Raw genomic sequence first — 25,428 nt, forward strand, 5'->3', positions numbered from 1 at the left:
GGTCGCGGCCGCGACGGCAGACGAGAGGAGAAGGCCATGAGCTACTATCTGGCGATGGGACTGACGCGGGAACCTTTTTCCAATTCCCCCGATCCCGACATGCTCTACCGGTCACGGACGCATCTGGAGTGCCTGCAGCACATGGAGATCGGCGTGCGGCTTCGCCGGGGGCTTAATGTGGTGCTCGGGGCCGTGGGCGCGGGCAAGACCACCCTGGCCAGGGAACTGACGCGTGTCCTTGGGGCCGACGGCGACATCGAGGCCTATCTCCTGGACGATCCGGCCTGTGCCTCCACCACCGACTTGCTGCTTTCGATCCTCACGCTTTTCGGCCTCGACGCCGCGTCCATGTGGCGCGATCCCATGATACTCAAGGAAGTGGTCAAGGCCGAGCTGGCCCGGCGCAGCGGCGAGCAGGGGCGCACCGTGGCCCTAATTATCGACGAAGGCCAAAAGATCACCCCCGACTGCCTGGAGCTGTTGCGCGAACTGCTCAACTTCGAGACGGCCACGCATAAGCTTCTGCAGATCGTCATCTTCGCCCAGTCCGAATTTGAGGAGACCCTTGCCGCCCGGCCCAACCTCGATGATCGGGTCAATTACCGCTACCGCCTGGAATGCTTGAACCGCGCCGAGACGGCGCGCATGATCGAGACGCGCCTGGCTCGTTGCGCTCCCGATGGGGAAACGCCCGGCGTGTTCACTCCGGCTGCCCTGCGCCGCATCCATCGCCGTACCGGCGGGCATCCGCGCAAGATCGTGCGGTTGTGCCATCTGTCCATGCTTTTAGCCGTGGGCTTCGGCAAAGCCCGGGTCAGCTGGTGGCTGGTGGGCCGGGCCGAGCGCGAGGCGGCCGGCGGTCGATCCCTGCTGTCCCGGCTGCCCCGATGGCCCCGAGCGCCCCGCCTGGCTGTCGCCGGCGCGGCCTGCGCCGGCCTGGTCCTGGTGTTGTCCCTGGCTGCTCCTGGCCTGCCTGGCTTGCCCGCTTTGCCCGATCTGTCCCGCTTGGCCCAGGATGCCGTAAGCCGCCTGGACGCCCTGTTGGCCGCGCCGACGCCGCCTGCCGCCCCGTCCTCGCCTTCGGCCCCGCAGGCCCAGGCCCTCTACGCGCCCGAACTGGCCGGCGTCGTTTCCACCGAGCCTCAGGTTCCGGCCCGTCCCGAGAGTCCGGCCAGTCCGGCCGCCGACGTCGCGGCCGTGCCGGCCGTGAGCGCCCCCTTGGCTCCCCGGGCCGCTTCGGTGGTCCATGCGCCGCCGGCCAATCCGACGGCGTTGGAAGGGCTTGGCGCGTCCCTGGCCTTGTCCGCCGCCGCCCTGCCGGCCGAGCCGGCCGCGGCCGAGACCACACGCATCGGCCGCGCCGTGGCCCTGGAAACCGCCGCGCCGGCCACGGCCGCCGCGGTCAAGACCAGCGCCGTCGCCCCTGCCGCGCCCGAGACCCTGGGCCAGTCCGTGGTCCGTTCGGGCTGGGCCGTCACCCGCCAGGCCGCGCGGCTTTACGGCAACGGCGGCCGGGCCGTCATGGCCAGGCTGGCCAAGGCCAATCCGGGGGTCAATTTCGACCGGGTGCGCGCCGGCGACACCCTGGTTTTCCCGGCCATTCCGGCCGCTCCCCTGGAAGCGGGGCAATGTCTGGTCAAGGTGGCCGCCGTGGCCAGCCTCGACGAGGGCTTTGCCTATCTTGGCCGCCATGCCGGGGCCGACATGAACCTTTCCCTGTATTGCACCTATGCTCCGGCAACCGGGCTGCGCTACGACATCGTGCTCGGCTCCCTGTTTGGCGACCGGGCCTCGGCCGAGGCCGCCCTGGCCGAACTGCCGCGCGAACTGGCTTCCCGGGCCTCCATCGTCTCCGGTTACGGCCCGGACGCCGTGGCCTTCACGGACCTCGGCCCCTGGCCGGGGTTACGGGGCGGCCCCAAGATGGCCGGACCGGCCGGCGGCAGCCAGGACACCAAGCAGCGCATGGTCGTCTCCGAGGCCGCCCGGCCCTAATCGCGCCCATAACCATACGGATACACGGATCATGGAGCCAAGAAGACGTTTGCGCCTGGGCGAGATGCTCGTTGCCGCCGGGCTTGTCACCGAGGACCAGTTGCGCCAGGCTTTGGCCGCCGGCAAACGCAGCGGCCTGCGTCTGGGGCAACAGCTCGTGCGCGAGGGCACCGTCAAGGAAGCCGACATCGTCGATCTCATCAGCCGCCAGATGGGGCTGGCCAAGTACACGCCCGAGCGCTACCCGGTCACCTCCGACCTCGCCGAACTCTTGCCGGCCGAGATGGCCCTGCGCTCCAAGCTCGTGCCCCTGTCCAAGGCCGGCAACCTCATCCGCGTGGCCATGCCCGATCCCTTGGACATCACCACCATTGAAGACATCGAGATCTACAAAAACTGCGAGATCGAGCCGGTGATCTGCACCGAGCGCGAGCTTGGCTACCTGACCAGCGCCGTCTACGGCATGGGCCTTGGCAGCGAGGGCGTGCTCGACAGCATCGAATCCATGCGCGACGGCGAGGAAACGCCCTCGGTCGCGGTCAGCGACGAAATGCAGCTCAGTTCCCTGGAGGACCGGGCCGGGGAAGCGCCGGTGGTGCGCTTTGTCAATTCGCTGCTGTCCCAGGCCGTGCGCGAAGGAGCTAGCGACGTGCACATCAGCCCCGAGCGCGACCAGGTGCAGATTCGCATGCGCATCGACGGCAAGCTCAAGGCCGTGCCCTCGCCGCCCAAGCCCATGATCCTGCCCATCATTTCGCGTATCAAAATCCTGGGCAACCTCGACATCGCCGTCAGCCGCATCCCGCAGGACGGCCGGTTCTCCGTGGCCATCGACCGCAAGGAGATCAACATCCGCGTCTCCACGCTGCCGACCATCTATGGCGAAAACCTCGTGTTGCGCCTGCTCGACATGAGCGGCGGCGGGCTTTTCCTGCACGACCTCGGTCTTTCCGCCGACGACCTGGCCAAGATCAAGCTGGTCGTGGACAAGCCCTACGGCATGTTCCTGTCCACCGGCCCCACCGGCTCGGGCAAGTCCACCACGCTTTTTGCCTTGCTTCGCGAAATAAGCCGGCCCGACATCAACATCATCACCCTGGAAGACCCGGTCGAATACCGCATGGAAGGCGTGCGCCAGGTGCAGCTCAACCGCAAGGCCGGCATGACCTTCGCCAGCGCCCTGCGCTCCACCCTGCGCCAGGACCCGGACGTGGTGCTTGTGGGCGAAATCCGCGACGCCGAAACGGCAGCCATCGCCACCCAGGCCGCGCTCACCGGCCACAAGGTGCTCTCCACTGTCCACACCAACGACGCCGCCGGCGCGGTCATGCGGCTCATGGACATGGGCATCGAGCCGTTTCTCGTTTCCTCCACCCTCATGGTCTCCATCGCCCAGCGTCTGGTGCGCCGGGTGTGCCCCAACTGTGCCGAACCCTATACCCCGCGCCCGGAAGTGCTGCGTTTCTGGAACCTTGAGGACACGGCCGGTTCGGTCTTCATGCGCGGCCGGGGCTGTTTCATGTGCGGCGACTCGGGCTTCAGGGGGCGTCTTGGACTGTTCGAGATCCTGGTCATGGACGAGGAAATCCAGGAAATGGTGGCGCGCCGGGCCACTTCCCGGGAGATTACCCGTTTCGCGGCGGATTCGGGACGGCTCAAGCTTTTGCAGGACGACGCGCGCTTGAAGATACTGGAAGGCAAGACCACTTTCGAGGAAGCCTCTTCGGCCGTGCTCGTCTAGTGCTGCCGCCACCTCGCACTGTCTTGCCGAGGAAGCTCGCCATGCCGCGATGGTGGTCCGCGTCCGTGGGCCAGGCTTGTTGCTTGAACGGGCCCGGTAATCCCGTCTTGACGGCCGGCGTGCATTTGTCGCACAAAAAGAAATACCGCCAGCCGTCCCGGGCTTTCAAGCCGGATCGGACAGCGCCCGGGACTTGAGGAGACGACGGTGCCGCAATTCGCCTACGAAGCCATCAACGAGGCCGGCAATCCGATCAAGGGCGTCCTTGAGGCCGAGACTGCCGACGCGGTGCGTACCCGGCTTCTGGGCATGGGCTACATCCCCGTGGCCGTGCGCAAGGGCGTGGCGGCGGCGGCGAGCGGCGGCTTTGGCGAGTCCTTGGAAGACGCGCTGACGCGCATCAGCGCCCAGGAGATGATCCTTTTCACCAAACAGCTGCGCACCATGCTCGGGGCCGGCCTGTCCATGCTCGAGATCCTGCGGGTGCTGGAGCAGCAGTCGGAAAACCCCAAGCTGCGTCGGGTATGTTCCCGCATGTCGGATCAGGTGAAAAAGGGTTCGTCGATCTCGGCGGCCATGGCCGCCCAGAAGGGCGTTTTTAACGAACTCTACATCAGCATGGTGCGGGCCGGCGAATCGGCCGGCGCGCTGCCGGCGGTGCTGGAGCGGCTGACCTACATTATTTCCCACGAACATCAGGTACGCACGGACATCAAGTCCGCCCTGCAATATCCCATCACGGTCGTCATCGCGCTGGTCGGCGCGTTTTTCTTTCTGCTCAAGTTCGTGGTACCGACCTTTGCCGGTATCTTCGCCAACGCCAAGATCGAGTTGCCCTGGCCAACCCGCATGGCCATGCAGATGCACACCGTTGTCGGAGAATATTGGTACATCACGCTTAGCATTTTTCTGAGTGTCTTGATTGTGCTTTATTTGTGGTTTCGCACGGAAAACGGTAAGGTGACCCGGGACGCCTTTTTTCTGCACATCCCCATCGTCGGGATGCTGTTGCGCAAGGCGGCCATGTCGCGGTTCGCCGCCATTTTTTCCATCCTGCAGGCCAGCGGCGTGCCGGTGCTGACCACCATCGACATCCTGGTCGGCACCATCGGCAACGCGGCCATTGCCAAGGAATTCCGCCGCATCCAGGAGATGATCAAGTCCGGCCAGGGCTTGGCCGGGCCGTTGTCCCGGGCCAAATATTTTACGCCCATGGTGGTGACCATGGTGGCCGTGGGCGAGGAATCCGGCAACCTTGACGAAATGCTTTCGGCCATAAGCGAGCACTACGACGCCGAGGTGGCTTTTGCCGTCAAGCGCCTGTCCGACGCCCTGGGGCCGGTGCTCATCGTGGGACTGGCCGGCGTGGTCGGGTTTTTCGCCCTGGCCATCTTCATGCCCATGTGGGATCTGACCCAGGCGCAAACCAAGATGTGAGGGGCCGGTGGCCGCGCCAAAGCCCATGGAACAGGACTCTCCGCGCAAAAGGGATTCGCCCCTTGTCGGGGGCAGCCTGCTCATTTTGGTGCCCGGCATCCTGGGCGGGGTGGCCGCTTTGCCCATCCTGACGGCCGGTTCCTTGTGGCCGGGGCTTTTCTGGTGGCGACATGCCGAAATCCTCAGTCTCCTGTCCGGCGGCGCGGTCTATCTGGCGGCCACCGGGCTGCTCCTGTGGGTGCGCCGGCCCATCCGGCGGTTTTTGCATTCAACCCGCCAGATAGACGTCCTGGCCCAGACGCCGGCTCCGGCGGCGCGTTCGCGTGACGAGCTGGACCGGCTTGAGGGGGTTTTCGACCAGGTTGTGGAGCTTTTAAGCGCCATGGACGCCCGGGCGCTTTTCCCGAACATGGTGGGCGAGAGCCGGGCCATGCGGGCGGTTTTCTCGCAGCTGCTCAAGGTTGCGGCCACGGATGCCACGGTGCTGCTGCTGGGTGAATCCGGCGTCGGCAAGGAGTTGGCGGCCTTAAGCCTTCACGAAAAAAGCGGCCGGGCCAAGGGGCCGTTCGTGGCGGTCAACTGCGCGGCCATTCCCGAGGGATTGCTGGAAAGCGAGCTTTTCGGCCATGAGCGGGGCGCCTTTACCGGTGCGGTGGCGCGCAAGATCGGCAAATTCGAAAAAGCCGCCCAAGGGACGCTGTTTCTTGACGAGATCGGCGATATGCCGCCGGAAACCCAGGCCAAGATTTTGCGCGCCATTGAATCGCGCCAGTTCGAGCGGGTGGGTGGCGGCAAGCCCTTGCGCCTGGACGTCCGGGTGGTGGCGGCCACCCACCGCGACCTGCCGGAAATGATCCGCCAGGGACGGTTTCGGGAAGATCTTTATCATCGCCTGAACGTTTTCCCGGTGCGCCTGCCGCCGCTTCGGGACCGCCGGGAGGACATTCCCCTCCTGGCCGGCCGTTTTCTGGAAGGTTTTCGCCCTGGCGCGCGGCTTTCCGTCGAGGCCCTGCAGCGGCTGTTGGCCCACGACTGGCCTGGCAATGTGCGGGAACTCAAAAACGTGCTGGAACGAGCCACGGTGCTGGCCGGCGGGGACGAAATCGCGCCGCGCCATTTGCCAGGGCTTTCCGGCCAGGGGCCGGCCGAGGCCACGGCTGGCGACGAGGCGGCGGACCTGGACAGTCGTCTGGCCGCCTATGAACGAACGCTCATTGAAGCGGCCTTGTCGCGTACTGGCGGCGTCCAGTCCAGGGCGGCGGCGCTTTTGGGGATTAAAGAGCGCAGCCTGTGGCATCGGGTCAAAAAGCTTGGCATCGCTGTCGGGCCTTTCCGCGGCCAGGGCGGCTGAGGGACTGCCGGCCTTCAAATTTTGTAGGGCAAGGCATCATTTTTTGGAGTATAGGACCGTGGAAGATAGGCCCGACAACGATTTTCCGGGCCTGGATCGTTTCGAATGCTGGCCATTGGCTGACGAATCGGAACTGGGCATGGTTTGTGCTTGGCTGAAAGCGCCGCAAGGCGAAACAACAGGAGGAGACAGATGGAAAAGGCAAGGACATTGCGGCACGGCGAACAGGGCTTCACGCTTATTGAAATCATCGCCGTGCTGGTCATTCTCGGCATCCTGGCCGCCGTGGCCATCCCCAAATATAACGATCTGCAGAAACAGGCGCAGATCAAAACCGCCATGGGCGCGCTGCCGGCCGTCGTGACCATGGCCACCAACGACTATCATTCCTTCATGATGTCAAACCCGGGCAGCAACGCCAGCAACTTTTCCAACTCACGGTCTGGAAACGTGACGGATTTCATTGGTTCCTATAATGCCACCGGTGGCGTGGTGACGGCCTATGTTACTGGCGCGGTCACCGGGACCGGTCCGGCGGCTTGGTGGAGCAACGTGTCCGGTTCGGCATCGATCATGACCTACAAGTTCACTCTGGAATAGATGCGACGCGTCGGATGCCCCGCGCAACGGTGTTTGCGCGGGGCATCCTTGTTTTGAATGCCCGGAACGTCGGATGGACCTTGGCGGCCAACAGGCTCCCGACGCCGGGGGCAGCCCGCGCACCTGGCTCTCCAGCCCGGTCTTGGGGTCCGGGCGGTGGGACTTGCCCGGGGCGGCGGCTCCTGGGGCGGCTTGGCCCGGGCGCTTACTGGGGCGAGCCCTGGATGGGCGGGGAAACCGCCGGGGCGGCTTCTTCCAAGCGGCTGCGAAATGCCGGAGCGTCCTTCGGGCTGCACAGGATGCGCAGATCGTGGGCCCGGGCGACGTGGAGGGCGGCGATGTCCGGACGGCCGAAGCGTTGCAGCAGGGCGGCCAGGGCCAGGTGGATCTCGGTTTCCGTTGTGGCGTGCAGTTCCTGGCTGCGGGTCAGGGCGCGGCGAAATTGCTCGTAAGCCCGGCTGTATTTTCCCTGGCGGAGGTAAAGCTGGCCGAGCAAGGCCCAGTTTTCGGGTTCCCAGGGCGTTTGTTGGTGCGACTCCTTGAGCAGGCTGACGGCAGCGTCCAGTGCTCCGTCGCCAAGGGCCAGGAGCGCCAGCTCCCGAGAGGCGTTGGGAAAGACGGGTTGAAGCCTGAGCGCCTCGGCGGCGACTTCTCGCGCCTTTGCAGTGTCGCCCTTGAGCCGGTGCGCCCGGCTGGCGTTCCACAGGAGCAGGGCTTTTGGCGGGTCTTTGTCGTAGAGATTCGGCAGGAAGGCTGCGGCGACGTCCAGGGCCTCGTCATGGCGTCCCTGCGTGACATAGAGATCGGCCAAGGCCGCCGCGGCTCGCGAGACGCTTTGTTTGGAGTGCAAGGCGTGGCGGAAAAGCGCTTCCGCCACGGTATAGTCATGAATCTTTAAAAAAACTTGCCCCAATAAGTAATAGATCATCCCGTTTTTGGGGTTTACTCGCAGGGCTGCGACCAGATGCTGGAGCGCTTCGGGGTATTTTCTTTCCAATAAGGCCAGGCTGCCCAGATTGATCAGGCCCCGCGCGGCCTGGGGGTTGATTTCCATTTCCTTTTTGAAGTGTTGCAACGCCCTGTCGTTTTTTTGCCTCTCGACGAGATAAATGCCGTAATTGTTGAGCGCGATGGCATTATCGGGATAAATGTTCAATCCGTGCTGGTACAGTTCTTCTTCATTGATCCATTTGAGCAAATAATCCAGGCTGGCGGACATGGCCATGAAAATGGTCGCGCCGGCCAGCGCCGCCGGCAACAGGACGCTGACGCGCAGACGCGTGCGCAGGGCGTCCAGGAGCCAGGCCGCGGCGACGAACACGCCTATGGAAGGGATGTAGGTATAGCGGTCGGCCATGGCCTGGGAGCCGACCTGCACGAGGCCGATGACCGGGACCAGGGTTCCAAGATACCAGAGCCAGCCGCACAGGACATAGGGGGCGCGGCGTCTGTTGCGCCAGGCCACAAGGCTCAGGGCGACCAGGCCGCACAAGCACAGGACGATGCGCCAGGGCGGCACCGGGGTGTAGGGGTAGAAAAAGGACAGTGGCCACGGCCACAGCATCCGCCAGAGATACAGGACGTAGGAATTGGCCACGTTGCCCAGGCGCAGGGCAAGGGAGATGGCGCCCAGATGCACCACCGCCCCCCCTTCTCGTTGGGCCAGGAAGGTCAGGACGCAGACCACGGCGACCATGGCGAAAAACGGCAGTTTCTCCAGGATAAGCCGGCGGTTCGGGAAGCGCGGGCCGGCCGCGCCCGGGAAAGCCGCCTCCGGGCCGCCGGTCCAGCGGCCAAGGGGCCAGTAGTCGAGCAGCAGCATGACGAACGGCGCGGTGACCAGCATGGGCTTGGAGGCGAGACCCAGGGCCAGCAGCAGGCCGACAAGGCCATAGCGCCACAGCTCCGGGCGACGGGCGTAACTGGCGTAGGCATGAAGCGTGAGCAGAAAGAAGAAGGTGCTCAGCACGTCTTTTATTTCGGAAATCCAGGCAACGGATTCGATGTGCAGGGGATGTACGGAAAAAAGCGCGGCCACGAACAGGCTTTTGCCCACGGCGCGGGTGGTGCGGTAGAGCAGGGCGTAGAGCAGCAGCGTGTTGGCGATGTGCAGGAGCAGATTGGTGACGTGGTAGCCGCCGGGATTGAGGCCGAAAAACTGGAATTGCAGGTGCAGCGCCAGCCAGGTCATGGGGTGCCAGTTGGCTTCGGCAAAGGCGGTCAGGCACCACAGGATGGTTTTGAGCGAGACGGGATCTTGTATGGCATAGTTGCGGATCACATAGCCGTGGTCGTCCCAGGCGAAGCCGAAGGAGGCCATGGGCCAGTTGTTGAGGACGGTGACGGCGGTCAGCAGCAGGCAGCCCCAGAGGAGCGGGTGTTTCCCGGCCCGCCAGAGCGGATTCTTTTCAATTTGCATAGGACCCGGAAATGGTTATAGCTCAGTTAAGTTTGCTGGAATTGTTGTCCGAGGCATCTTGCAGCATGGCGGAGAAAGCATGATTTGTCAAAGCGTTGGCCTGAAACGGCCGGCTCGAAGGAGTCGGTCCGCGAACCAGCGTGGGTTCACCCTGATCGAAATTATTGTCGTTTTGCTGCTGCTTGGCATCTTATCCGCCGTCGCCATCAGCAAATACTCGACGAACAACATCACGGCCGCCACCGAGGCTGACGTTTTCAAGGCCAGCCTGCGCTATGCCCAGCAGCGCGCCATGGGCGACATCTCCACCTGGGGCCTCAGCATCGCCGCTGACGGCCTTTCCTACTCGCTTTTCACCAACAATCCCGATCTCAAAACGAATCCGATCCTGCCGGGCGTGGGCGCGAACACGCGGGTTTTGGCCAGCGGCGTGACCATGTCGGTGAGCAACGCCGTCAGCAATGGCGGCAAAAGCGAGATCATTTTCGACTATCGCGGTCGTCTGGCCGCGTCCGGCGGTTCGAACACTTCGGCCGGCACGGAGTACTTGAAGACCGCCCCTTTGGCGGTTCTGGGCACTAACGTGACCGTGACGTTCACCGGCGATACCGGAAAATCCATGACGATATACGCCAAAACGGGCTTTGCCCAATGAGGTTGTCCATGCGTCGAGCCAAGGACGGTTTTACGCTTATTGAGATTGTCATTGCCCTGGTCCTGGCCGGACTGCTCGCGTCCCTGGCCGGGCCGATGCTCTCCGGCGCGATCAAGGGGAATGCGACGGCCTTGCAGAATTTGAGCAATGAAGTGACGTTGCAGTCAACTATGGAGAAAGCCATTGCTCGGTGGCAGGCAGACTCAACGCAAAAATTTGCAGATTTTAAGAACGCCGTCCAAGCGAATGATTTGACGACGGGGTTTGTCATTGATTCTACGAAGACTGGGTTTTGCACGATTTCCGGGACAACATTCACTGTGGATACGACGCTGACAAGTGGGAATTATTATCTTCTAACGCTAAAAAATTCCGGTACAGGAGAAACTTTGTCCATGCTTTTCACCTCTGGCACTGTAAGATCATGAAAAATAATCACGGATTTTCCCTTGTTGAAATCATCTGCGTCCTTGTGATCCTGGGCATCCTCGGCGCGTTTGCGTCTGTTGGGTATGTTCGATTCATCCGACTCTATTCGTCCATCAAAGACGTTGATGTGGCGATCCAGCAAGGGCAAATCGCCATGAATCGCCTCTTTACCGAGGTGACGACCATCGACACGACAGCGACGGCCAAGCCGTTTGTGCTGGATACCAGCGCAGCTACGGCCTACTCGACACCCTATAAATTTACCTCGCTGGATGGCTCGGCCGGAGTGGATAATGTCGTCTCCTACGATTCTTCGACCAAAATATTGAGCTTGAATAGCGTCCCTTTGTGCGAAAATGTTTCGGCCTTCTTAATGCAGAAGGATGATTCAGCTACTGGCGTTGCCAACCTCAGCTATGTCACGACGAAGCTGACGATCACGGTTGGTTCCAAGTCGCAGATGTTAAGTTCTCAATTCACCCTCAAGAACCTGTAGGTATCGAGGAGGGAGGCATGGTTTTTCGCAAAGGTCCGCTTGGTCGCGACGTCAAGCTTCGCGGCAGTGTGCTGTTCGTGGTGATCGGCGCGATTGTCGTGATGAGCGTCATTGGCGCGGCAATGTCACGGTTGCAAGGGGCCGGAACAGGGACGGAAGTTCAGGAGAATAGGATTGATGATGCCTATTACGCCGCTATTTCCGGGATAAACTATGTGGCCGCAAGAATAACGTCGGCAATGAATGATCCCGAAGCTTCAGGTTGGAATTTGTTAAGTCTTAACGGGACATACACTATTAATGCCGGGCAGCAATTTGAACTGGCAATAACAAAGGGTAGTGGGACAGATTATAATATTCAATCTCGCGGGATTATGCTCACTTCAGGTTCTTCAAAGCAGACAAATTGTATTTTGAAAACCACAAAGACCTATTCCTGGGTGCCGCCGACACCTCCAGAAACTCCTCCGAATCTTGGCAGCTATAACTTCGTCAACCCTTCCAATCGGCCCAATTATGCCGCCTATGCTGCTGATGACAAGCGCACCTATCCCACAGGGACGGATACGGGCGACATCATCACTCGAAATATTGTTGTCGGAAAAGACTATTATTACGGTTTCGGGAATGTGTGGTTTGCCGGCACCAATACCGGCTACAGCGTTGATGGCGTCAGTTCATTTGGCAAGGGAATACGCATGTTCTTGACGTTTAAATTTTTGACGACTGTTGGCGATGGTTTCACTGTAGCTATTTTAAATGGCTCTCAGAATAATTATTTGTCGTCAGGAGGCGACTCTGCGGAAGGCGGCTTGCTGGGATATGCCGGGGATTCTCGCGTCTATAATTCCAACGATGGCGGATTTGCTTCAACGATACTCGAATATGTTGACAAGAGCGGTTATGCTAAGGGTTTGAATCCTCCAAAGTTTGCCGTTGAAATAGATACCTATACAAACAAGTCGGACGACAGCAAGTGGAACCCCTCGGCGAAGAAAGCCAGTTGCACTGACGATAATGCTTTTATGAACGATTTGACCTATGGTTCCAAAAAACACCACGTGGGCATCATGTATTGGGGGGACGACACCGCCTATCTGCGGAAGACATGCCCCGGCCCGGGGGACGGCTTCAAGGGTAACGTCAAACGCTATACAGATGTAAGACATGGGTCAGAGGACAACGCGCCGAATAGTCCCAACAGCCAGATGCAATACATCGACGATTTCGTCGTCGGGCGGACGTATTTTTTAAGAATGGACGTGCTTAAGTCCGGCGCGACGGCCACGATCAAAAGCTTTGTCGGCACGTGTAAAGGCAATGACTTGAATACAAGCTGCGTCAATGAAGTCTATGGAACAACCACGGCAAATCATACAGGAACGCTAAGCGATACTAAAACGGATTTCAGTTATGCCAATATAGCATCATCGCAAAATCTGACCGGTGTGACGGTCTCTGACAGTATGACGTTCACCACAAGCGAAGCAACGGCTTTTTCAAACTTTCTCTGGGGCTTTACTAGCGGGTCGGGCGTGGCTGCCCAGCAAATAGAATTTCGAAACATAAGTATGTCTTTTAGATAAATAGAGGTGTGTATATTGATGAGATAGGCTATTCTATGTAGCGGCAAATGTATTATATTGCGAAATACGATAAATTATGTAGAGTGCTGCATCGGAAATAAGGCGGCTTTCCTGTCGTATTTGTGATCTGGTGAGCCAAGCCGCCTGGGGTGATGCAGCTTGGCGTTTCAAGCCCCTGGACATATTTTTCGGACACGTGCTGGTCAGTATCCTGAAACCGGCGGCTCCCTTCTTTATGTCATCCTCGCCATAACGCTCCTCGCCGCCCTGTCTGCCTCCGTCGCCAAGTTCTATTCCAGCACGCTTTCCACCTCCCTTGCCGGCGTTCAAGACATTCGCGCCTATTACCTTGCGCTGTCCGGCCTGAATTTCTGGTCAGCCGGGAAAACAGGCACCTACTCCTTAACCGGCGGCACGTTTACCCTTGCCCAGTCCGGGCCAGACGCCCAGGGCTTTTACACTGTCACCAGCCTGGGACGCACTGCCGATAACGCCAATTGCCGCCTGACCGCCAAACGCCAATCCACCAAGCCCATCACCTTCGACGACGACATCAAAGACTTCATTCTGCCGGTTTTCGGCAAAACCGCCAATTCCAAATACGCCGTCCTGGTCTTTGACAAGGACATGCCCGACGCCCAAAGCGGCTGGTCTGAAGCGGAGTGGGCCACGCTGTGGACCGCCAACGCCAATCGCTATGCCGGCGGCTGGGTGCGGCTGGGGGGCAATGCCACCGACACCAACGGCGCCATCTGGTATGGCGGCGATTACGGCGCCTGTTCGGCGACCCCTTGCCAAAGCGGCGCTTGCAGGGACGGCGCTTGCACCTTGGGCAAAGGGCTGCGCGCCTTTTTCCGCTTCACATTTTCCTGCTATGACGGTTCCGTCGATTCCACGTCCTGCGCTGACGGCTACACCTTTGCCGTCATATCCGCCGGCAACAATGCGGCGACAGCTTCCGGCGGCCCGGCTTCAGGGTCCTTGGGCGAACTGCTCGGCTACGCCGGACCCGGCCCCTCGGGCACAGGCATTGCCCCGCCAAAACTGGCCGTCGAGGTGGACACCTACCCCAACAAGGGGAATGGCAAAGAGACCGAAACCGGCAACCGCCATGATGCTGGAAACGAAAACCATGTCGCCGTGGTCTACTGGGGCGACGATTTTGGGCGAAACGCCAGCTACGACGACAATGCCCACGGTGTCGGCGATAACCCGACCGCGGGCTCGACCGGCTACGTCGCCAAGGCCAAGGCCGCTTCCGGCCCCAACTGGCTGGAGGATGGCGAAGCCCATGCCCTGCGCCTGGAGCTGCATCGCACTGGCGAGGGCGCGGCCAGCGGCACGTACCGCGTCAAGGTGTGGGTCGATCCCAAGGCTTCCGGCCGAGACGACGTCACCGCCGATTATGCCGCCGAATCGCCGCTTCTGGACCACACCACGACCCTTGCCGGCCGATACAACACCGGCCTGGACGTCATTCGATTCGGCTGGACCGAAGGCACGGGCGGCGCGGTCCAGACGGTGGCGGTCTACGATTTTTCCCTGGACTTCCGGCGCTGACGCGGGTTGCCAAACGCCGCCAGAGTGCGCACAATCGGCCCATGCCAGTCCTGTTTGCCGCGTTGCTGCTGCTGTGCTGTCTGTCCGGCCAGGCCCGGGCCGGCGACGCCATCTATCAGTATCGCGACGCCAAGGGTGCGATCCACCTGAGCAACCGCAAGCTCGACGACAAGTTTCAGCCCTTTGACTACATGCGCCTGCCGGCCGGCACGGACCAGTCCAAGATCTATCCGTTCATCCGTTACTACTGCCGCCGCCACGGCCTGGACCCCGAGCTGGTGCGGGCCATGGTGGAGGTGGAGTCGGGCTTTGCCGTGCGCGCCGTGTCGCCTAAGGGCGCGGCCGGACTCATGCAGATCATGCCCGGGACCGGGCGCGATCTGGGGCTGGCCGACGCCTTTGACGGCGCGAACAACCTGGAAGCCGGCATCCGCTACATGCGCGCCCTGATGGACGCCTACGGCGACGTACGCCTGGCCCTGGCCGCCTACAACGCCGGCCCCGGGCGGGTCAAAAAGGGCGGAACCGTGCCGGACATTCCCGAGACCCAGGCCTACGTGGAGAAGGTCCTGGCCCGGCGCGGCGCGCGGTAGCGCCCAAGGCGACAACCGCGCGGCGGCTTGCATCCTGCCAGACAAAGCGCCTCGCCCCAGGGAGAGTGCGCGCCGCCGCCGCGCCCTTGACCGGCGGCCCGAACTCGGCCACCAAGGAAGCATCCGGTAGCGGAGGGGTCCGCGCCGCCGGCAACGCCGCCTCGGCGGCAAACTTCAGGAGGCTGTAATGGTTGTGAATTGGCAGGAATCCCTGGGCGAGGCCGTCAAGGCGCTTGGCGCGCTGGCCAAGGGCAATCCCGGCATCATGGACGGATATAAAGCCCTGGACGGCGCCGGCAGCGCCCATGGCGCTTTGGACCTCAAGACGCGTGAGCTCATCAGTCTGGCCGTGGCCGCCACGACCCGCTGCGACACCTGCATCGCCGTGCACGCCAAGGCCGCCGCCGAGGCCGGCGCGTCCCGCGAGGAACTCCTCGAAGCCCTGGCCGTGGCCATCACCCTCAACACCGGCGCGGCCTTCGTCTATTCGTCGCGCATCCTCGAAGCCTACGACACGTTCTCAAAAAAATAGGCGCAGCCCCGGCGGCGGCCCGCTGCGGCGGGCCGCCGCCATGGACAAACGGACCGGAACATGGTTTTGTCTCGGCCTTCACATTCGGAGGCGAGAATGAAGGCCCACTCGGTGTTTGCCGCCCTTATGCTCATCCTTTCCCTGTCCCTTGGCGGTTGCGCCGGCTTCGGCCAGGGCAAGGCCGAAGACATGGCCAAGGCTTCGGCAGCCATGCCTTTGAACGTCGACAACGTGTCCATGGTGCGCGCCGCCGTGGCCGGAGCCAAGGCCAAGGCTCCCCGGGCCGAAACCCGTGACGACTACGTCCGGCTGGCCCGGACCGTCTACGTCGCGCCCTGGGCCGCCGGCCACAACGCCGCCGCCACCACCGAAGTCGCCCTGGCCCAGGCCAAGGCCGGCAATCAGGCCGCCCGGGACTACCTCACCATCATGGTCTACGACATCCAGCTCCAGACGGCCATGGAAGGCACGAGCCTTTCCACCGAAGATTGGCACGCCGTCTACGTCGGCTCGGGCATCATGACCGAGGCCGCTTACGCCGCCTACGTCGACATGGCCCGGGGCGGCAAGGTGCTGCCCTAAGGTCGCGCCCTGGATGTACGCGAGTATTTTTTCAGGAAAATTTATAATTTGAGCGTGTTGTCCGCGAAAGGCCTTTTCGGGGAGACGACACGAGCTGCAGCAGGACGTTTGCTTCATGGACATCGCGCTTTCCTCCCTGCCGCGCGCCGCGCGCACCATTGCCCTTGACGCCGCCAAGATCTGCCTGGACCTGTTCAAGGTCATGGTGCCGATCCTGATAGGCGTCAAAATCCTCAAGGAACTCGGCTGGATCACCTATCTGGCCAAGCCGCTGGCTCCGCTGATGAGCCTGGTCGGGCTGCCGCCGGAATGCGGGCTGACCTGGGCCACGGCCATTGCCAACAATCTTTACGCCGCCCTGGCCGTCCACGCCGCCCTGGTGCCGGACATGTCGCCGCTGACCATCGCCCAGGCCACGGTCATCGCCACCATGATGCTCATCGCCCACAACCTCTTTGTCGAGGGGGCCATCGCCAAGCGCTGCGGCGTGGGCTTCTGGGGGCAGGCCGGGCTGCGCCTTGTCTGCGCCATGGCCTGCGGCATGCTCCTCAACGCCGTTTTCAGCGCCTTTGGGCTTTTCACCGCCCCCGCGCCGCTGCTTTTCACCCCGGCCGCCGATGATGGCAGCCTCGTCACCTGGGCCGTTGGCGAAGTCAAAAACCTCGGCATGATCTACGTGGTCATCGCCTGTCTGGTCGGGCTCATGCGGGCCCTTGACGCCCTGGGCGTCACCCGCCTTTTCGAGGCGGCGCTCATGCCCTTTTTAAAGCTCATGGGCATCGGCGGCGGCGCGGCCACCATCACGGTCATCGGCCTGGTCATGGGCCTGGCCTACGGCGGCGGGCTCATCATGCACGACGTCCACAAGGGCAAGGTGGACCGGCGCGACGTGTTTCCGGCCATCAGCCTCATGAGCCTGTCCCACGCCATCATTGAGGACACGCTTTTAATGTACCTCATCGGGGCCACCATGTGGGGCACCTTTGTCGGACGGCTGCTCTTTTCGCTGCTGGTGGTGGCGGCGCTTTCTCGTCTGACGGCCGGTTTGGCCCGGCCCCGGCTGGCCTGAGGCGCGGTGGCCATGACGAAACCGGCGATGGGGCGATATCTCGCCTGGCTGGCCCTGGCCGTGGGCCTGGGAGCGGCGGCGCTGGCCCTTGGCGGGGCGGTGGCCGCCTCCACCGTGGACCCGGCCTTTGAGGCGCTGGTTTCCCGTCTGGCCGCCGATGGTCTGCCCGAGGCGAAAGTCCGCCGGCTGTTTTCCCGGGCCGAGATGGCCTTTTCTCCCAAGGCCATGTCCGACAAGCTGACGGCCCTGTACATGCGCAAGTACGGCCTGCGGCTTGTGGCCGACATCCAGACGCGCCTTGCCGCCCTGGGCTGGTATCCCGGGCCGGCCGACGGCAAGCTCGACCGCATGACCCGCTGGTCCATCAAGGCCTATCAGGCCGCCGAGGGCCTGCCCCAGCTCGGCACGGCCACGGAAACGCTCCTGGCCGAACTGAGCGCCTCGCCCAAGCACGCCCCGGCCGACCTGGCCTTCCCCCAGTTTCCCAAGGCCGAGGTCCACGACATCGTGCTCACGCCCGAGCGGCTGGCCGAGGCCCGGGAATTCTACCAGCGCAACCGGGCCGCCCTGGCCCGGGCCCGGGAGCGGTTCGGCGTGCCCGAAGAGTACATGGTGGCGCTGTTGGCCGTGGAGACGCGGGTGGGGCGCTATCTCGGCGACGAGGTGGCGGTGGTCAATCTGGCCAGCCTGGTTGCCGGCGAGGACGTCTCGCGCTTGCCCCGGGCTTTTGCCTACGAAAAGCCGGCCCCGGACCGCCTGGCCTGGATCAAGGCCAAGGCCACGGAGAAAGGCGAATGGGCCTACGGCGAGCTGCGGGCGCTGTTGCGCTACGCCGACGCCCAGGGCATTGATCCGCTGTCCATCCCCGGGTCCATCTACGGGGCCATCGGCATCTGCCAGTTCATGCCGTCCAATGCCCTCAAGTACGCCGTGGACGGCAACGGCGACGGCAAGGCTGATCTCTTTGATCCCGACGACGCCGTGGCCAGCCTGGGCAACATCCTGCGGGCCATGGGCTGGCGGGAACCCATGTCCGAGGAGGCCATGCGCAAGGTGTTTTACGGCTACAACCACAGCCAGGTTTACGTGAACACGATCATGGACGCGGCAAGACGTTTGCGTGACGCGTCCGGCTCTGGTACGACCAAACCATAATGCGGCCCCGCCTCGCGCCGCCGGCGTGGGGTCGGCGGATTGCGCGTCCGCCGGGCCGTCTGATCGGGGGTGCCTATGCGCGCCAAAGCCTTGTGCTGCGCCGTTTTTGCGGTCATCGGCCTTTTTCTCGACGCCTTGCCGGCCCGGGCCGCCACCATTCTCGTCTACCACAGTTTCGGCGTGCGCTCCTCCATGTCCATCTCGCTGCCGGCCTTTGAGGCCCAGCTGGATTTCCTGGAAAAAAACGGCAACAAGGTCATCGGCGTCGATGAACTGGTCGCCACCATCGCGGCCGGGAAAAATCCCCCGGACGGCGCGGTGGTCATCGCCATTGACGACGGCTGGGCCACGGTCATGGCCGCCTTCGAGGTCTTAAAGCGCCGCAATCTGCCCTTTGTCGTGTTTCTGCCCATGGCCTACACGGCCAATCCGTATTGCAAGGTCACGCTGTCCCAGGCGGACATCGACAAGTTACGGGCCTATCCCAAGGTCGTTTTCGCCGACCACTCGTTTAGCCATTCGCCCAAGCTGGCCAAGAGCGAGGAGTTCGCCCGCGAGGACGTGCGCAAAAGCCGCGAGCGGTTCCGCCAGGTGTTGGGTTTTGACACCAAGTATTTCGCCTATCCGTACGGCGCGGTCAGCGAATCCTACACCCGGGCCCTGCGCGAGGCCGGCTACGAATATCTGTTCGTCACCGGCGACAGTCCGGTTTCGGCCACCACCAAGGTCACGGCCATTCCGCGCATCGCCGCCAACAGGCTTTCGGTCAATGTGTTGGCTTCGGTGCTGCGCAACCATGCCGTGCTGATGGCCAAGGCCAAGGCGACCCCGGCTCCGGCCGCCGCCGCGCCTGCTCCCGGCCCCGACCCCACCCTGGCCAGCGCCGCCCCGGCCGACCCCAGTCCACGAGCCGTGGAGTAGGGCAGGTCGGCCAGCGCGCAACGCGTCAGAGAACCACACTTTTTACTTCCTTCGCCAAAAAAGCGAACCGGACGGCCGCATTCCACGTTTCGTGGGGCGGCCGTCCGGCATTTTCGGGGCGCGCAACTATTTTTGAAACTTTTTTGTTTTGCGGCGTCTGGCGGGCGTCGCATTGCGCTTCAAGGCCGCCCGAGGCCCTTGGGAGCGTCGCTCCCGGCCTGGCGGCCAGGCGGCTAGGCCCATCAACTGGTTTTCTTGTCCCCTTTGCCACCCCCCCAACTCGGCAACTCCAGCCCCCTTTACCCCCTGTCAGGGAGGGTCCGGGAGGGGCTTAGCCCCTCCCGGCCGCCGGAGCAACGGTGTTCTGAGTCAACCGATAATCAGGGATCTACGCCGCGTGTGCGTACTGTCCCCACGGTTGCCCGGATCGCACCATTGCATTCAAAATCGTTATCAACTTTCGCATCGAAGCAACTGCGGCGACTTTATGTGGTTTGCCGGCTTCCTTGAGGCGATTGTAAAAATCACGTATGACGGGATTGTATTTTTTAGCTGACAAGACAGCCATATATAATACAGATCGAACATCACTTCGACCTCCCCATACACGACGTTTTCCTCGACGCTTTCCGCTGTCACAATTCAAAGGGGCAACCCCAACAAGAGCAGCGATCTCCCGACGATTCAACGTTCCAAGCTCAGGCAGATTGGAAAGGAGCGACCTTGATAGGACATCTCCGACTCCAGGGACGCTCCGGAGCAAATTGTCTCGCTCACGCCAAATCGGACTCGCTCGTACTACTGTGCCAAGATGCGTGTCGATCTCAGACAATCGTTCCTCAAGCCAGTCAATATTCTTCTCTATATCTGCTCTTACCGAGCCATAAGCACGAGTAAAACGATTTTTTTCCATGACAAGCATTCGAATGAGTTGGTTGCGCCTGGACATTAGCGAACTCATTTCTTGCGCTTGCTCGTCCTTCAGAGGGCGTACTTCAGGCTCCATCTGCTTGCCAAAAAGAGCAAGAATCTCAGCGTCAATCTTGTCTGTTTTAGCCAGCCGTCCTTTAGCTCGCGCAAAATCCCGAGCCTGGCGGGGATTGATGACTACAACGGGGAATTTCTTGAGACTCAATGCCGTGGCAACAGGAATTTGAAGGCCGCCAGTCGCCTCGATGATAATAAGCTTTGGACGAAATTTTGAAAATTTCCTGCAGATAGCTTTTATACCATCGGGGTCGTTAACAAATTGAAAGTCATTTCCGTCAGGAAGCGTGTGGACATCAAGAGTTTCCTTAGAGACATCAATTCCGATGAAACAGTCAGCAGCCATGTACATTCCTCCAGTACCCAGCCTTGTGATACGGGCTCTTAGCCCAAGCAACGGTTCGGGCTTCATGGAAGAAGGGGACGACGATCATGGCTCCGGCTCGAGCTTAAAACTCAAGGCAATTTCGACCTATCGTCCCCTTGACCCCATCAAGCTAACCTCGATGGGGAAACATACAAGGCATCTTCAATCTTCTCTTCCTGTTATCCTCATTACCCCTCACCCATCAGCCGCGACGCGTTCGGCCAGGGTCTGGTAGTCCTTGGCGCCGGGCGAGCGCGGGGCGTATTCGAAGATGGTGCGGCCTTCGGCCGGCGCTTCGGACAGCTTGGCGTTGTAGCGCACGGCCGGGCAGATCCGGTCGGGGTAGAGGGCGGCCAGTTCCTCGGCCAGGGCGGCCGGTCCGCGCACGCGCTTGTCGAGGAAGGTCGGCACGACGTAGCGCAGGGCCAGCTGCGGCCGGTAGCGCGACACGGCGGCGAAGCTGCGCAGAAATTCCGAAAATCCTTGCAGCGACATGGCTTCCAGGGCCACGGGCACGAGCAGCTCGCGCACGTAGAAGAGCACGTTGACGGTGAGCGCGTCCCAGCCCGGGGCGCTGTCCACCACGATGACGTCGAAGCGGTCGTCAAGGCCGGACAGGGCGTCGTCCAGGGTGCGCTCGCCGCCGAAATCCTTGCGGCTGATAAGCCGTTTGAGGCCGGCCAGGCCCTTGCCGCCGGCCAGCAGCCAGAGGTTGTCGCGCACCGGCGTCAGGGCGTCCTCGGCGCTCACCGAGCCGTCCACGTATTCGGCCAGTCCCTTGCCGGGCGTGACGCCCAGGGCGTAGGCGCACTGGCCTTGGGTGTCGGCGTCGATGAGGAGCGTGCGTTTGCCAAGGGCTGCCAGGCCGGCGGCCAGATTGACGGCGGTGGTGGTCTTGCCCACGCCGCCCTTGCTAAGCATGACGCCGATGCGCCGGGCGCGGCCGGTCCCCGGTTCGGGCAGTGTCAAGGGCGCGGGTTCGGCGGCCAGTTGGCTTTTGATGGCCGAGAGCGCGGCGGCGGCGGCTTCCTCGGCGGCGGCGTCGGGTTCGGCCAGGATGGGAAAAGCGGCTTCGTCGTCGGAGGCCTGGGGGGCCGGGGCGACGGCGGGCACGGCGGCCAGGACGGCGGCCCGAGCGGGCTGGGCCGTCTGGAACGGCCGGTTGTCCGGCAGGTCGGTGGACGGCTGGGCCAGGGCCGCCAGGGATGCGGCCTGGGCGGGCTGGGGCGCGGGGGCCGGCCGGGGCACGGCGGTCAGCCGGCGTTCCACCACCCCCGGACGCTCGAACAAGCCATGGGGGCGCTCGATGCGTAAAAGCGATGTCCCGACGTCAGCCCCGGTCAGGGCCGGTTCCTTGCGGCGCACGGCAAAGCGGCGGTGGCAGTGGGAGCAGGTCGTGCCGGAGGTCGCCTCGGCTTCGGCGATTTCGTGTCTGGCGCGGCAAAACGGGCAGATGGCGAGCATGGCGGCCTCCATGGGTTACGTCCTTTGGAGCAGCCGGCCGGCCAGGGGCGAGGCGGCGGCATGGGCTTCGAAATCGGCCAGGGCCAGGGCCAGGGCGGCCTCGACCACGGCGGACTTGGCGATGCGGCGGGGCGCTTGCCCGTCTTGGCCGGCCAGGGTGGCCAGTTCGTGGGCGGCGGCGTCCAGGCGGTCGGCGAGCTTTGGGGCCAGATAGTGGGTGGCCTTGCGCTTGCGGGCGCGGGGCGCGGCCGGCTTGGGCTGGGCCGGGACGGCGGCCAGGGGCGGGGGCGTGGGGGCGGCCGGCGTGCGCGGCAGGGGGGCGGCGGCGCGGCGGATGAGCCGGGCCAGGTCCTGTTCGCCGGGGTAGGGCGTGTCGGCGTCGGCCCGAAGCAGGGCGTCCAGAATATCCACGGCGGCTGGGGTTGCGGCTGACATGGGCGGCTCCTCGTTTTGGCGCCGGACGTCGGGCCGGCGTCTTGACGCCAAGCAAAAACTTTGCCACAACCCGCACCCTCGCCAAGCCCGGGGATTCCCCCCGGCTGCAATACCCGGCCTCCTATCGTCGGAGACCAGCGGAGACGTCTCATGCAACGCTGGCATGGCCCGGGCGGCATCGCCCACGTTTTGCGCATCGGTTTGCCCCTTCTGGCCGGCATGGGTTCCATCACGGCCATGCACCTGACCGATCGCATCTTCCTTGGCTGGTATTCCCAGGACGCCCTGGCCGCCTCGCTGCCGGCCGGCGCCACCTTTTTTCTGCTCACCTCTTTTTTCCTGGGCACGGCCGGCTACGCCGGAGTGCTGGTGGCCCAGCACGTCGGGGCCGGCCAGACCGACAAGGTCGGCCGGGTGGTCTGGCAGGGCGTGTGGTTCGCCTTGGCGTCGTTTGCGCCGCTGATCCTGCTGGCCCTGGCCGCCGGGCCGATTTTCGCCGCCATGGGCCATCCGGCCGAGGTGCGCTCTCTGGAGGAGACCTATTACCGCGTGCTCATGCTCGGGGCCGGCTTCATGGTGCTGGAAGCCGCCCTGGCCGCCTTTTTCAGCGGCCGGGGGCTGACCCGGGTGGTCATGTGCGTCAACATCGGCGGGGCCATCCTCAACATCCCGCTCAACTACCTGCTCATTTTCGGCAACTGGGGCCTGCCGTCCCTGGGCGTGGCCGGCTCGGCCCTGGCCACGGTCACGGCCTGGGCGGCCATGGCCGGCGCGTACGGCCTGCTCATCTTCACCCGCCGCAACGACGGCCTGTACGGCGTGTTTCGGGGCCGGGCCTTTGACCGGCCGCTTTTTGCCCGTCTGGTGCGCCTGGGCATGCCGGGCGGGGCGCAGGTGTTTCTGGACGTGTTCGCGGCCACGGTGTTCATTGCCCTGGCCGGGCGCATCGGCAAGGCGGAGCTGACGGCCACGAGCATCGTGCTGTCGGCCAACACCCCGGCCTTTTTGCCGCTCATCGGCCTGTCCCAGGGCCTGGCCGTCATCGTGGGCCAATCCATGGGCGCGGGGAAACCGGCCGAGGCCGTGCGGGCCGCCGGCAGCGCTGTGCGGATCATGGCCATCTACATGGTCATCATGGCCGCCGTGTTCCTGGGCTTCCCGGACCAGCTGGCCCTGATATTTAGCCCCAACGAAGCCGACGCCTCCTTTGGCGCGGCCCTGGCCTATTGCCGGCCGCTTTTCGCCTGGGTTGTCGTGCTGGGGTTTTGCGACGTGGTCATCCACGCCGCCTTTGGCGTGCTGCGCGGGGCCGGCGACACCCGCTATCTCATGGTGGCCGCCGCCCTGGTGTCGGCCTTTGCACTGGTGGCCCCGGCCTGGCTGGCGGTAACGGCCTTTTCCTTCGGCGTGGTGGGCCTTTGGGGCGTGTTCGCCTTTTACGCGGCGGTCATGGCCGTGGTCTTGTGGTTGCGTTGCCGGGGCGGGGCGTGGCAAACCTTGCGGCTGGTCCGGCCGGCCGGGGATGGCCATTAAGGCCGATTCCCCTTGGCCAGCCAAACCGATACGACAAGAAACAATCCGACGTTGCTGTAGAGAACACCTCCTGGCTGTCGTTGCGCTGCACGGCAAGCCTCAGGATCAAGGAGCCAGCCATGCGCGACACCGCCGTCAAGCGGATGTTCGAGGACATCGCCTTTTCCTACGATATGCAAAACAGCGCCCTGTCCCTGGGCATCGACATCTGGTGGCGACGGTGCTTCGTGTCCATGATCGAGCCGCGCCAGGGGACCGTCCTCGACGCGGCCACCGGCACCGGCGAGGTGGCCCTGGCCATCCGCCGCCGCCGGCCGGGCCTGACGGTCATCGGCCTGGATTTCTCCCCGGCCATGCTGGACGTGGCCCGGGCCAAGGCGGCCAAGGCCCAGGTCGCAGGCTACCACCTGGGCGTTGCCGACTGCCGCGACGTGCCGCTCACCGACGCCTGCGTCGACGCCGTGACCATGGCTTTCGGCATCCGCAACATCGCCGAGCGGGTGGCGGTCATGCGCGAGTTCCACCGGGTGCTGCGCCCGGGCGGACAGCTGCACGTCATGGAGTTCGGGATGCCGCGTTTCGAGCTCGGCAAGGCGCTCTACCGCTTCTATTTCGACCGCATCCTGCCGCCGGTGGGCAATTTCCTGTCCCGCACCGACTACGCCTACAGCTATCTGGTCGAGTCCGTGGACGCCTTCCCGGCGGACAACGACTTCCTGGCCCAGATGGGCGAGGCCGGGTTTGCCGAAAGGCGCGTAACGGACCTCACCGGCGGTCTGGCCCGGGTGTTCAGCGGACGCAAGCTCTAGCCGGCAATAGAGATTTTCCTTGACAGCGCCCCCGGCTGTCTGGTGCAACATGGAACAGTGCCCGCAGCGGCAGCCGAGGGGAAGTCATGGAAGTCAACTGGCCCGAGCGTTTCTACTGTCGCAGTTTTGTCCGCAAGATCGCCCAATGGCGCGAGGTGGGCTTTTTTCGCGCCACCCATCCGATCCCGCCTGGGGCCAAGGTCCTGGAGATCGGCTGCGGCGATGGCGGCGGTGCGGCCATCTTCGCCAGACGCTTCGCCCCGTCCCTGTACCACGGCCTGGACGTGGATCCGGCCATGGTCAAGGTGGCGGCCGGCCGGCGCAAGGGGCCGGACTGGGACAAGCGGCTGTTTGTCCTGGGCGACGCCGAAAAGCTGCCCTACGCCGACGGGGCCTTTGACGCGGTGGTCAATTTCGGCATCATCCACCACCTGCCCGACTGGCGGCGGGGGCTGGCCGAGGTGGCCCGGGTGCTGCGGCCGGGCGGGGCGTTCTATTTCGAGGAAATCTATCCGCCGCTCTACGCCAATCCGCTGTTCCGGGTCATGCTGGCCCATCCCCGGGAAGACCGGTTCCACGGCCCGGAATTTCGCGCCGTCATGGCCCGGGAAGGCCTGACCCTGTTGCCGGGCTACCATGAGTCGTGTCTGTTCATTCTGGGCGTGGCCATAAAGACCGGCCGGCCCTGAGGGCTGGGGCTTCGGGAGCGGCC

General features: G+C 63.4%; 23 protein-coding genes. 19 read left to right on the forward strand and 4 right to left on the reverse strand.

Features of this window, described 5'->3' with window-relative positions; all coding sequences use genetic code 11:
• Positions 1 to 36 precede the first annotated feature (36 nt).
• The 5 genes from DMR_RS03200 (at position 37) to DMR_RS03220 (ending at position 7,124) form a co-directional block, all read left to right on the forward strand.
• Positions 37 to 1,995 (forward strand): ExeA family protein, encoded by a 1,959-nt coding sequence (locus DMR_RS03200; protein WP_012750241.1) that lies wholly within the window; start codon positions 37 to 39, stop codon positions 1,993 to 1,995.
• Positions 1,996 to 2,026: 31 nt separating this feature from the next.
• Complete coding sequence (locus tag DMR_RS03205) at positions 2,027 to 3,736, forward strand: GspE/PulE family protein (RefSeq protein ID WP_012750242.1); 1,710 nt, start codon at positions 2,027 to 2,029, stop codon at positions 3,734 to 3,736.
• Positions 3,737 to 3,943: 207 nt separating this feature from the next.
• Positions 3,944 to 5,173 carry a type II secretion system F family protein gene (locus tag DMR_RS03210; protein ID WP_012750243.1) on the forward strand — a complete coding sequence of 410 codons (1,230 nt, stop codon included), beginning with the start codon at positions 3,944 to 3,946 and terminating at the stop codon, positions 5,171 to 5,173.
• A gap of 25 nt (positions 5,174 to 5,198) precedes the next feature.
• On the forward strand, positions 5,199 to 6,524 hold the full coding sequence (locus DMR_RS03215) for a sigma-54 interaction domain-containing protein (RefSeq protein ID WP_232502869.1): 1,326 nt from the start codon (positions 5,199 to 5,201) through the stop codon (positions 6,522 to 6,524).
• 192 nt (positions 6,525 to 6,716) lie between these two features.
• Positions 6,717 to 7,124: a pilin gene (locus DMR_RS03220; protein ID WP_012750245.1), complete on the forward strand. Its 408-nt coding sequence runs from the start codon at positions 6,717 to 6,719 to the stop codon at positions 7,122 to 7,124.
• A 205-nt stretch (positions 7,125 to 7,329) separates the two neighbouring features.
• On the opposite strand, the gene DMR_RS03225 is transcribed toward DMR_RS03220, so the two are convergent.
• Positions 7,330 to 9,543, reverse strand: coding sequence for a tetratricopeptide repeat protein (locus DMR_RS03225; RefSeq protein ID WP_012750246.1), 2,214 nt, complete (start codon positions 9,541 to 9,543; stop codon positions 7,330 to 7,332).
• Between the two features lie 79 nt (positions 9,544 to 9,622).
• Here DMR_RS03225 and DMR_RS03230 point away from each other — a divergent pair, with 79 nt between their 5' ends.
• From DMR_RS03230 to DMR_RS03280, 11 genes are all read left to right on the forward strand, one after another.
• The gene (locus DMR_RS03230; RefSeq protein ID WP_012750247.1) at positions 9,623 to 10,198 is read left to right on the forward strand and encodes a prepilin-type N-terminal cleavage/methylation domain-containing protein; all 576 of its coding nucleotides are present in this window, start codon (positions 9,623 to 9,625) and stop codon (positions 10,196 to 10,198) included.
• A gap of 8 nt (positions 10,199 to 10,206) precedes the next feature.
• The gene (locus DMR_RS03235; protein ID WP_043599956.1) at positions 10,207 to 10,626 is read left to right on the forward strand and encodes a type II secretion system protein; all 420 of its coding nucleotides are present in this window, start codon (positions 10,207 to 10,209) and stop codon (positions 10,624 to 10,626) included.
• The gene (locus tag DMR_RS03240) at positions 10,623 to 11,123 is read left to right on the forward strand and encodes a type II secretion system protein (protein ID WP_043599959.1); all 501 of its coding nucleotides are present in this window, start codon (positions 10,623 to 10,625) and stop codon (positions 11,121 to 11,123) included. The genes DMR_RS03235 and DMR_RS03240 overlap by 4 nt, the downstream gene beginning before the upstream one ends.
• Before the next feature lie 17 nt (positions 11,124 to 11,140).
• The gene (locus DMR_RS03245) at positions 11,141 to 12,709 is read left to right on the forward strand and encodes a hypothetical protein (RefSeq protein WP_012750249.1); all 1,569 of its coding nucleotides are present in this window, start codon (positions 11,141 to 11,143) and stop codon (positions 12,707 to 12,709) included.
• A gap of 159 nt (positions 12,710 to 12,868) precedes the next feature.
• Entirely contained in the window at positions 12,869 to 14,269 is a 1,401-nt protein-coding gene (locus DMR_RS03250; protein WP_012750250.1) for a hypothetical protein, read from the forward strand.
• Positions 14,270 to 14,310: 41 nt separating this feature from the next.
• Positions 14,311 to 14,862, forward strand: coding sequence for a lytic transglycosylase domain-containing protein (locus DMR_RS03255; RefSeq protein ID WP_012750251.1), 552 nt, complete (start codon positions 14,311 to 14,313; stop codon positions 14,860 to 14,862).
• A gap of 187 nt (positions 14,863 to 15,049) precedes the next feature.
• Positions 15,050 to 15,394, forward strand: coding sequence for a carboxymuconolactone decarboxylase family protein (locus tag DMR_RS03260; protein WP_012750252.1), 345 nt, complete (start codon positions 15,050 to 15,052; stop codon positions 15,392 to 15,394).
• Positions 15,395 to 15,490: 96 nt separating this feature from the next.
• Positions 15,491 to 15,976, forward strand: a complete 486-nt coding sequence (locus tag DMR_RS03265) for a hypothetical protein (protein WP_043599963.1) — start codon at positions 15,491 to 15,493, stop codon at positions 15,974 to 15,976.
• Between the two features lie 115 nt (positions 15,977 to 16,091).
• Positions 16,092 to 17,045, forward strand: coding sequence for a nucleoside recognition domain-containing protein (locus tag DMR_RS03270; RefSeq protein ID WP_012750254.1), 954 nt, complete (start codon positions 16,092 to 16,094; stop codon positions 17,043 to 17,045).
• Between the two features lie 12 nt (positions 17,046 to 17,057).
• Positions 17,058 to 18,200, forward strand: coding sequence for a lytic murein transglycosylase (locus tag DMR_RS03275; RefSeq protein ID WP_012750255.1), 1,143 nt, complete (start codon positions 17,058 to 17,060; stop codon positions 18,198 to 18,200).
• Positions 18,201 to 18,275: 75 nt separating this feature from the next.
• Positions 18,276 to 19,121, forward strand: coding sequence for a polysaccharide deacetylase family protein (locus DMR_RS03280; RefSeq protein WP_012750256.1), 846 nt, complete (start codon positions 18,276 to 18,278; stop codon positions 19,119 to 19,121).
• 388 nt (positions 19,122 to 19,509) lie between these two features.
• Here the strand turns inward: DMR_RS03280 and DMR_RS22885 are convergent, their stop codons facing one another.
• From DMR_RS22885 to DMR_RS03295, 3 genes are all read right to left on the reverse strand, one after another.
• Positions 19,510 to 20,454, reverse strand: a complete 945-nt coding sequence (locus tag DMR_RS22885) for an IS110 family transposase (RefSeq protein ID WP_173362472.1) — start codon at positions 20,452 to 20,454, stop codon at positions 19,510 to 19,512.
• Positions 20,455 to 20,670: 216 nt separating this feature from the next.
• A complete protein-coding gene (locus DMR_RS03290) occupies positions 20,671 to 21,951 on the reverse strand; it encodes a ParA family protein (protein WP_012750258.1) in 1,281 nt (426 codons plus the stop codon).
• A gap of 3 nt (positions 21,952 to 21,954) precedes the next feature.
• On the reverse strand, positions 21,955 to 22,374 hold the full coding sequence (locus DMR_RS03295; RefSeq protein WP_043599966.1) for a hypothetical protein: 420 nt from the start codon (positions 22,372 to 22,374) through the stop codon (positions 21,955 to 21,957).
• A 150-nt stretch (positions 22,375 to 22,524) separates the two neighbouring features.
• Here DMR_RS03295 and DMR_RS03300 point away from each other — a divergent pair, with 150 nt between their 5' ends.
• From DMR_RS03300 to DMR_RS03310, 3 genes are all read left to right on the forward strand, one after another.
• On the forward strand, positions 22,525 to 23,907 hold the full coding sequence (locus DMR_RS03300) for an MATE family efflux transporter (protein WP_043599969.1): 1,383 nt from the start codon (positions 22,525 to 22,527) through the stop codon (positions 23,905 to 23,907).
• Positions 23,908 to 24,026: 119 nt separating this feature from the next.
• The gene (locus tag DMR_RS03305) at positions 24,027 to 24,716 is read left to right on the forward strand and encodes a ubiquinone/menaquinone biosynthesis methyltransferase (protein WP_043599971.1); all 690 of its coding nucleotides are present in this window, start codon (positions 24,027 to 24,029) and stop codon (positions 24,714 to 24,716) included.
• 86 nt (positions 24,717 to 24,802) lie between these two features.
• Positions 24,803 to 25,405 carry a class I SAM-dependent methyltransferase gene (locus tag DMR_RS03310; RefSeq protein ID WP_012750261.1) on the forward strand — a complete coding sequence of 201 codons (603 nt, stop codon included), beginning with the start codon at positions 24,803 to 24,805 and terminating at the stop codon, positions 25,403 to 25,405.
• Positions 25,406 to 25,428: the final 23 nt, after the last annotated feature.

This window comes from Solidesulfovibrio magneticus RS-1, from assembly GCF_000010665.1.
In the GTDB taxonomy this organism is placed as follows: domain Bacteria; phylum Desulfobacterota; class Desulfovibrionia; order Desulfovibrionales; family Desulfovibrionaceae; genus Solidesulfovibrio; species Solidesulfovibrio magneticus.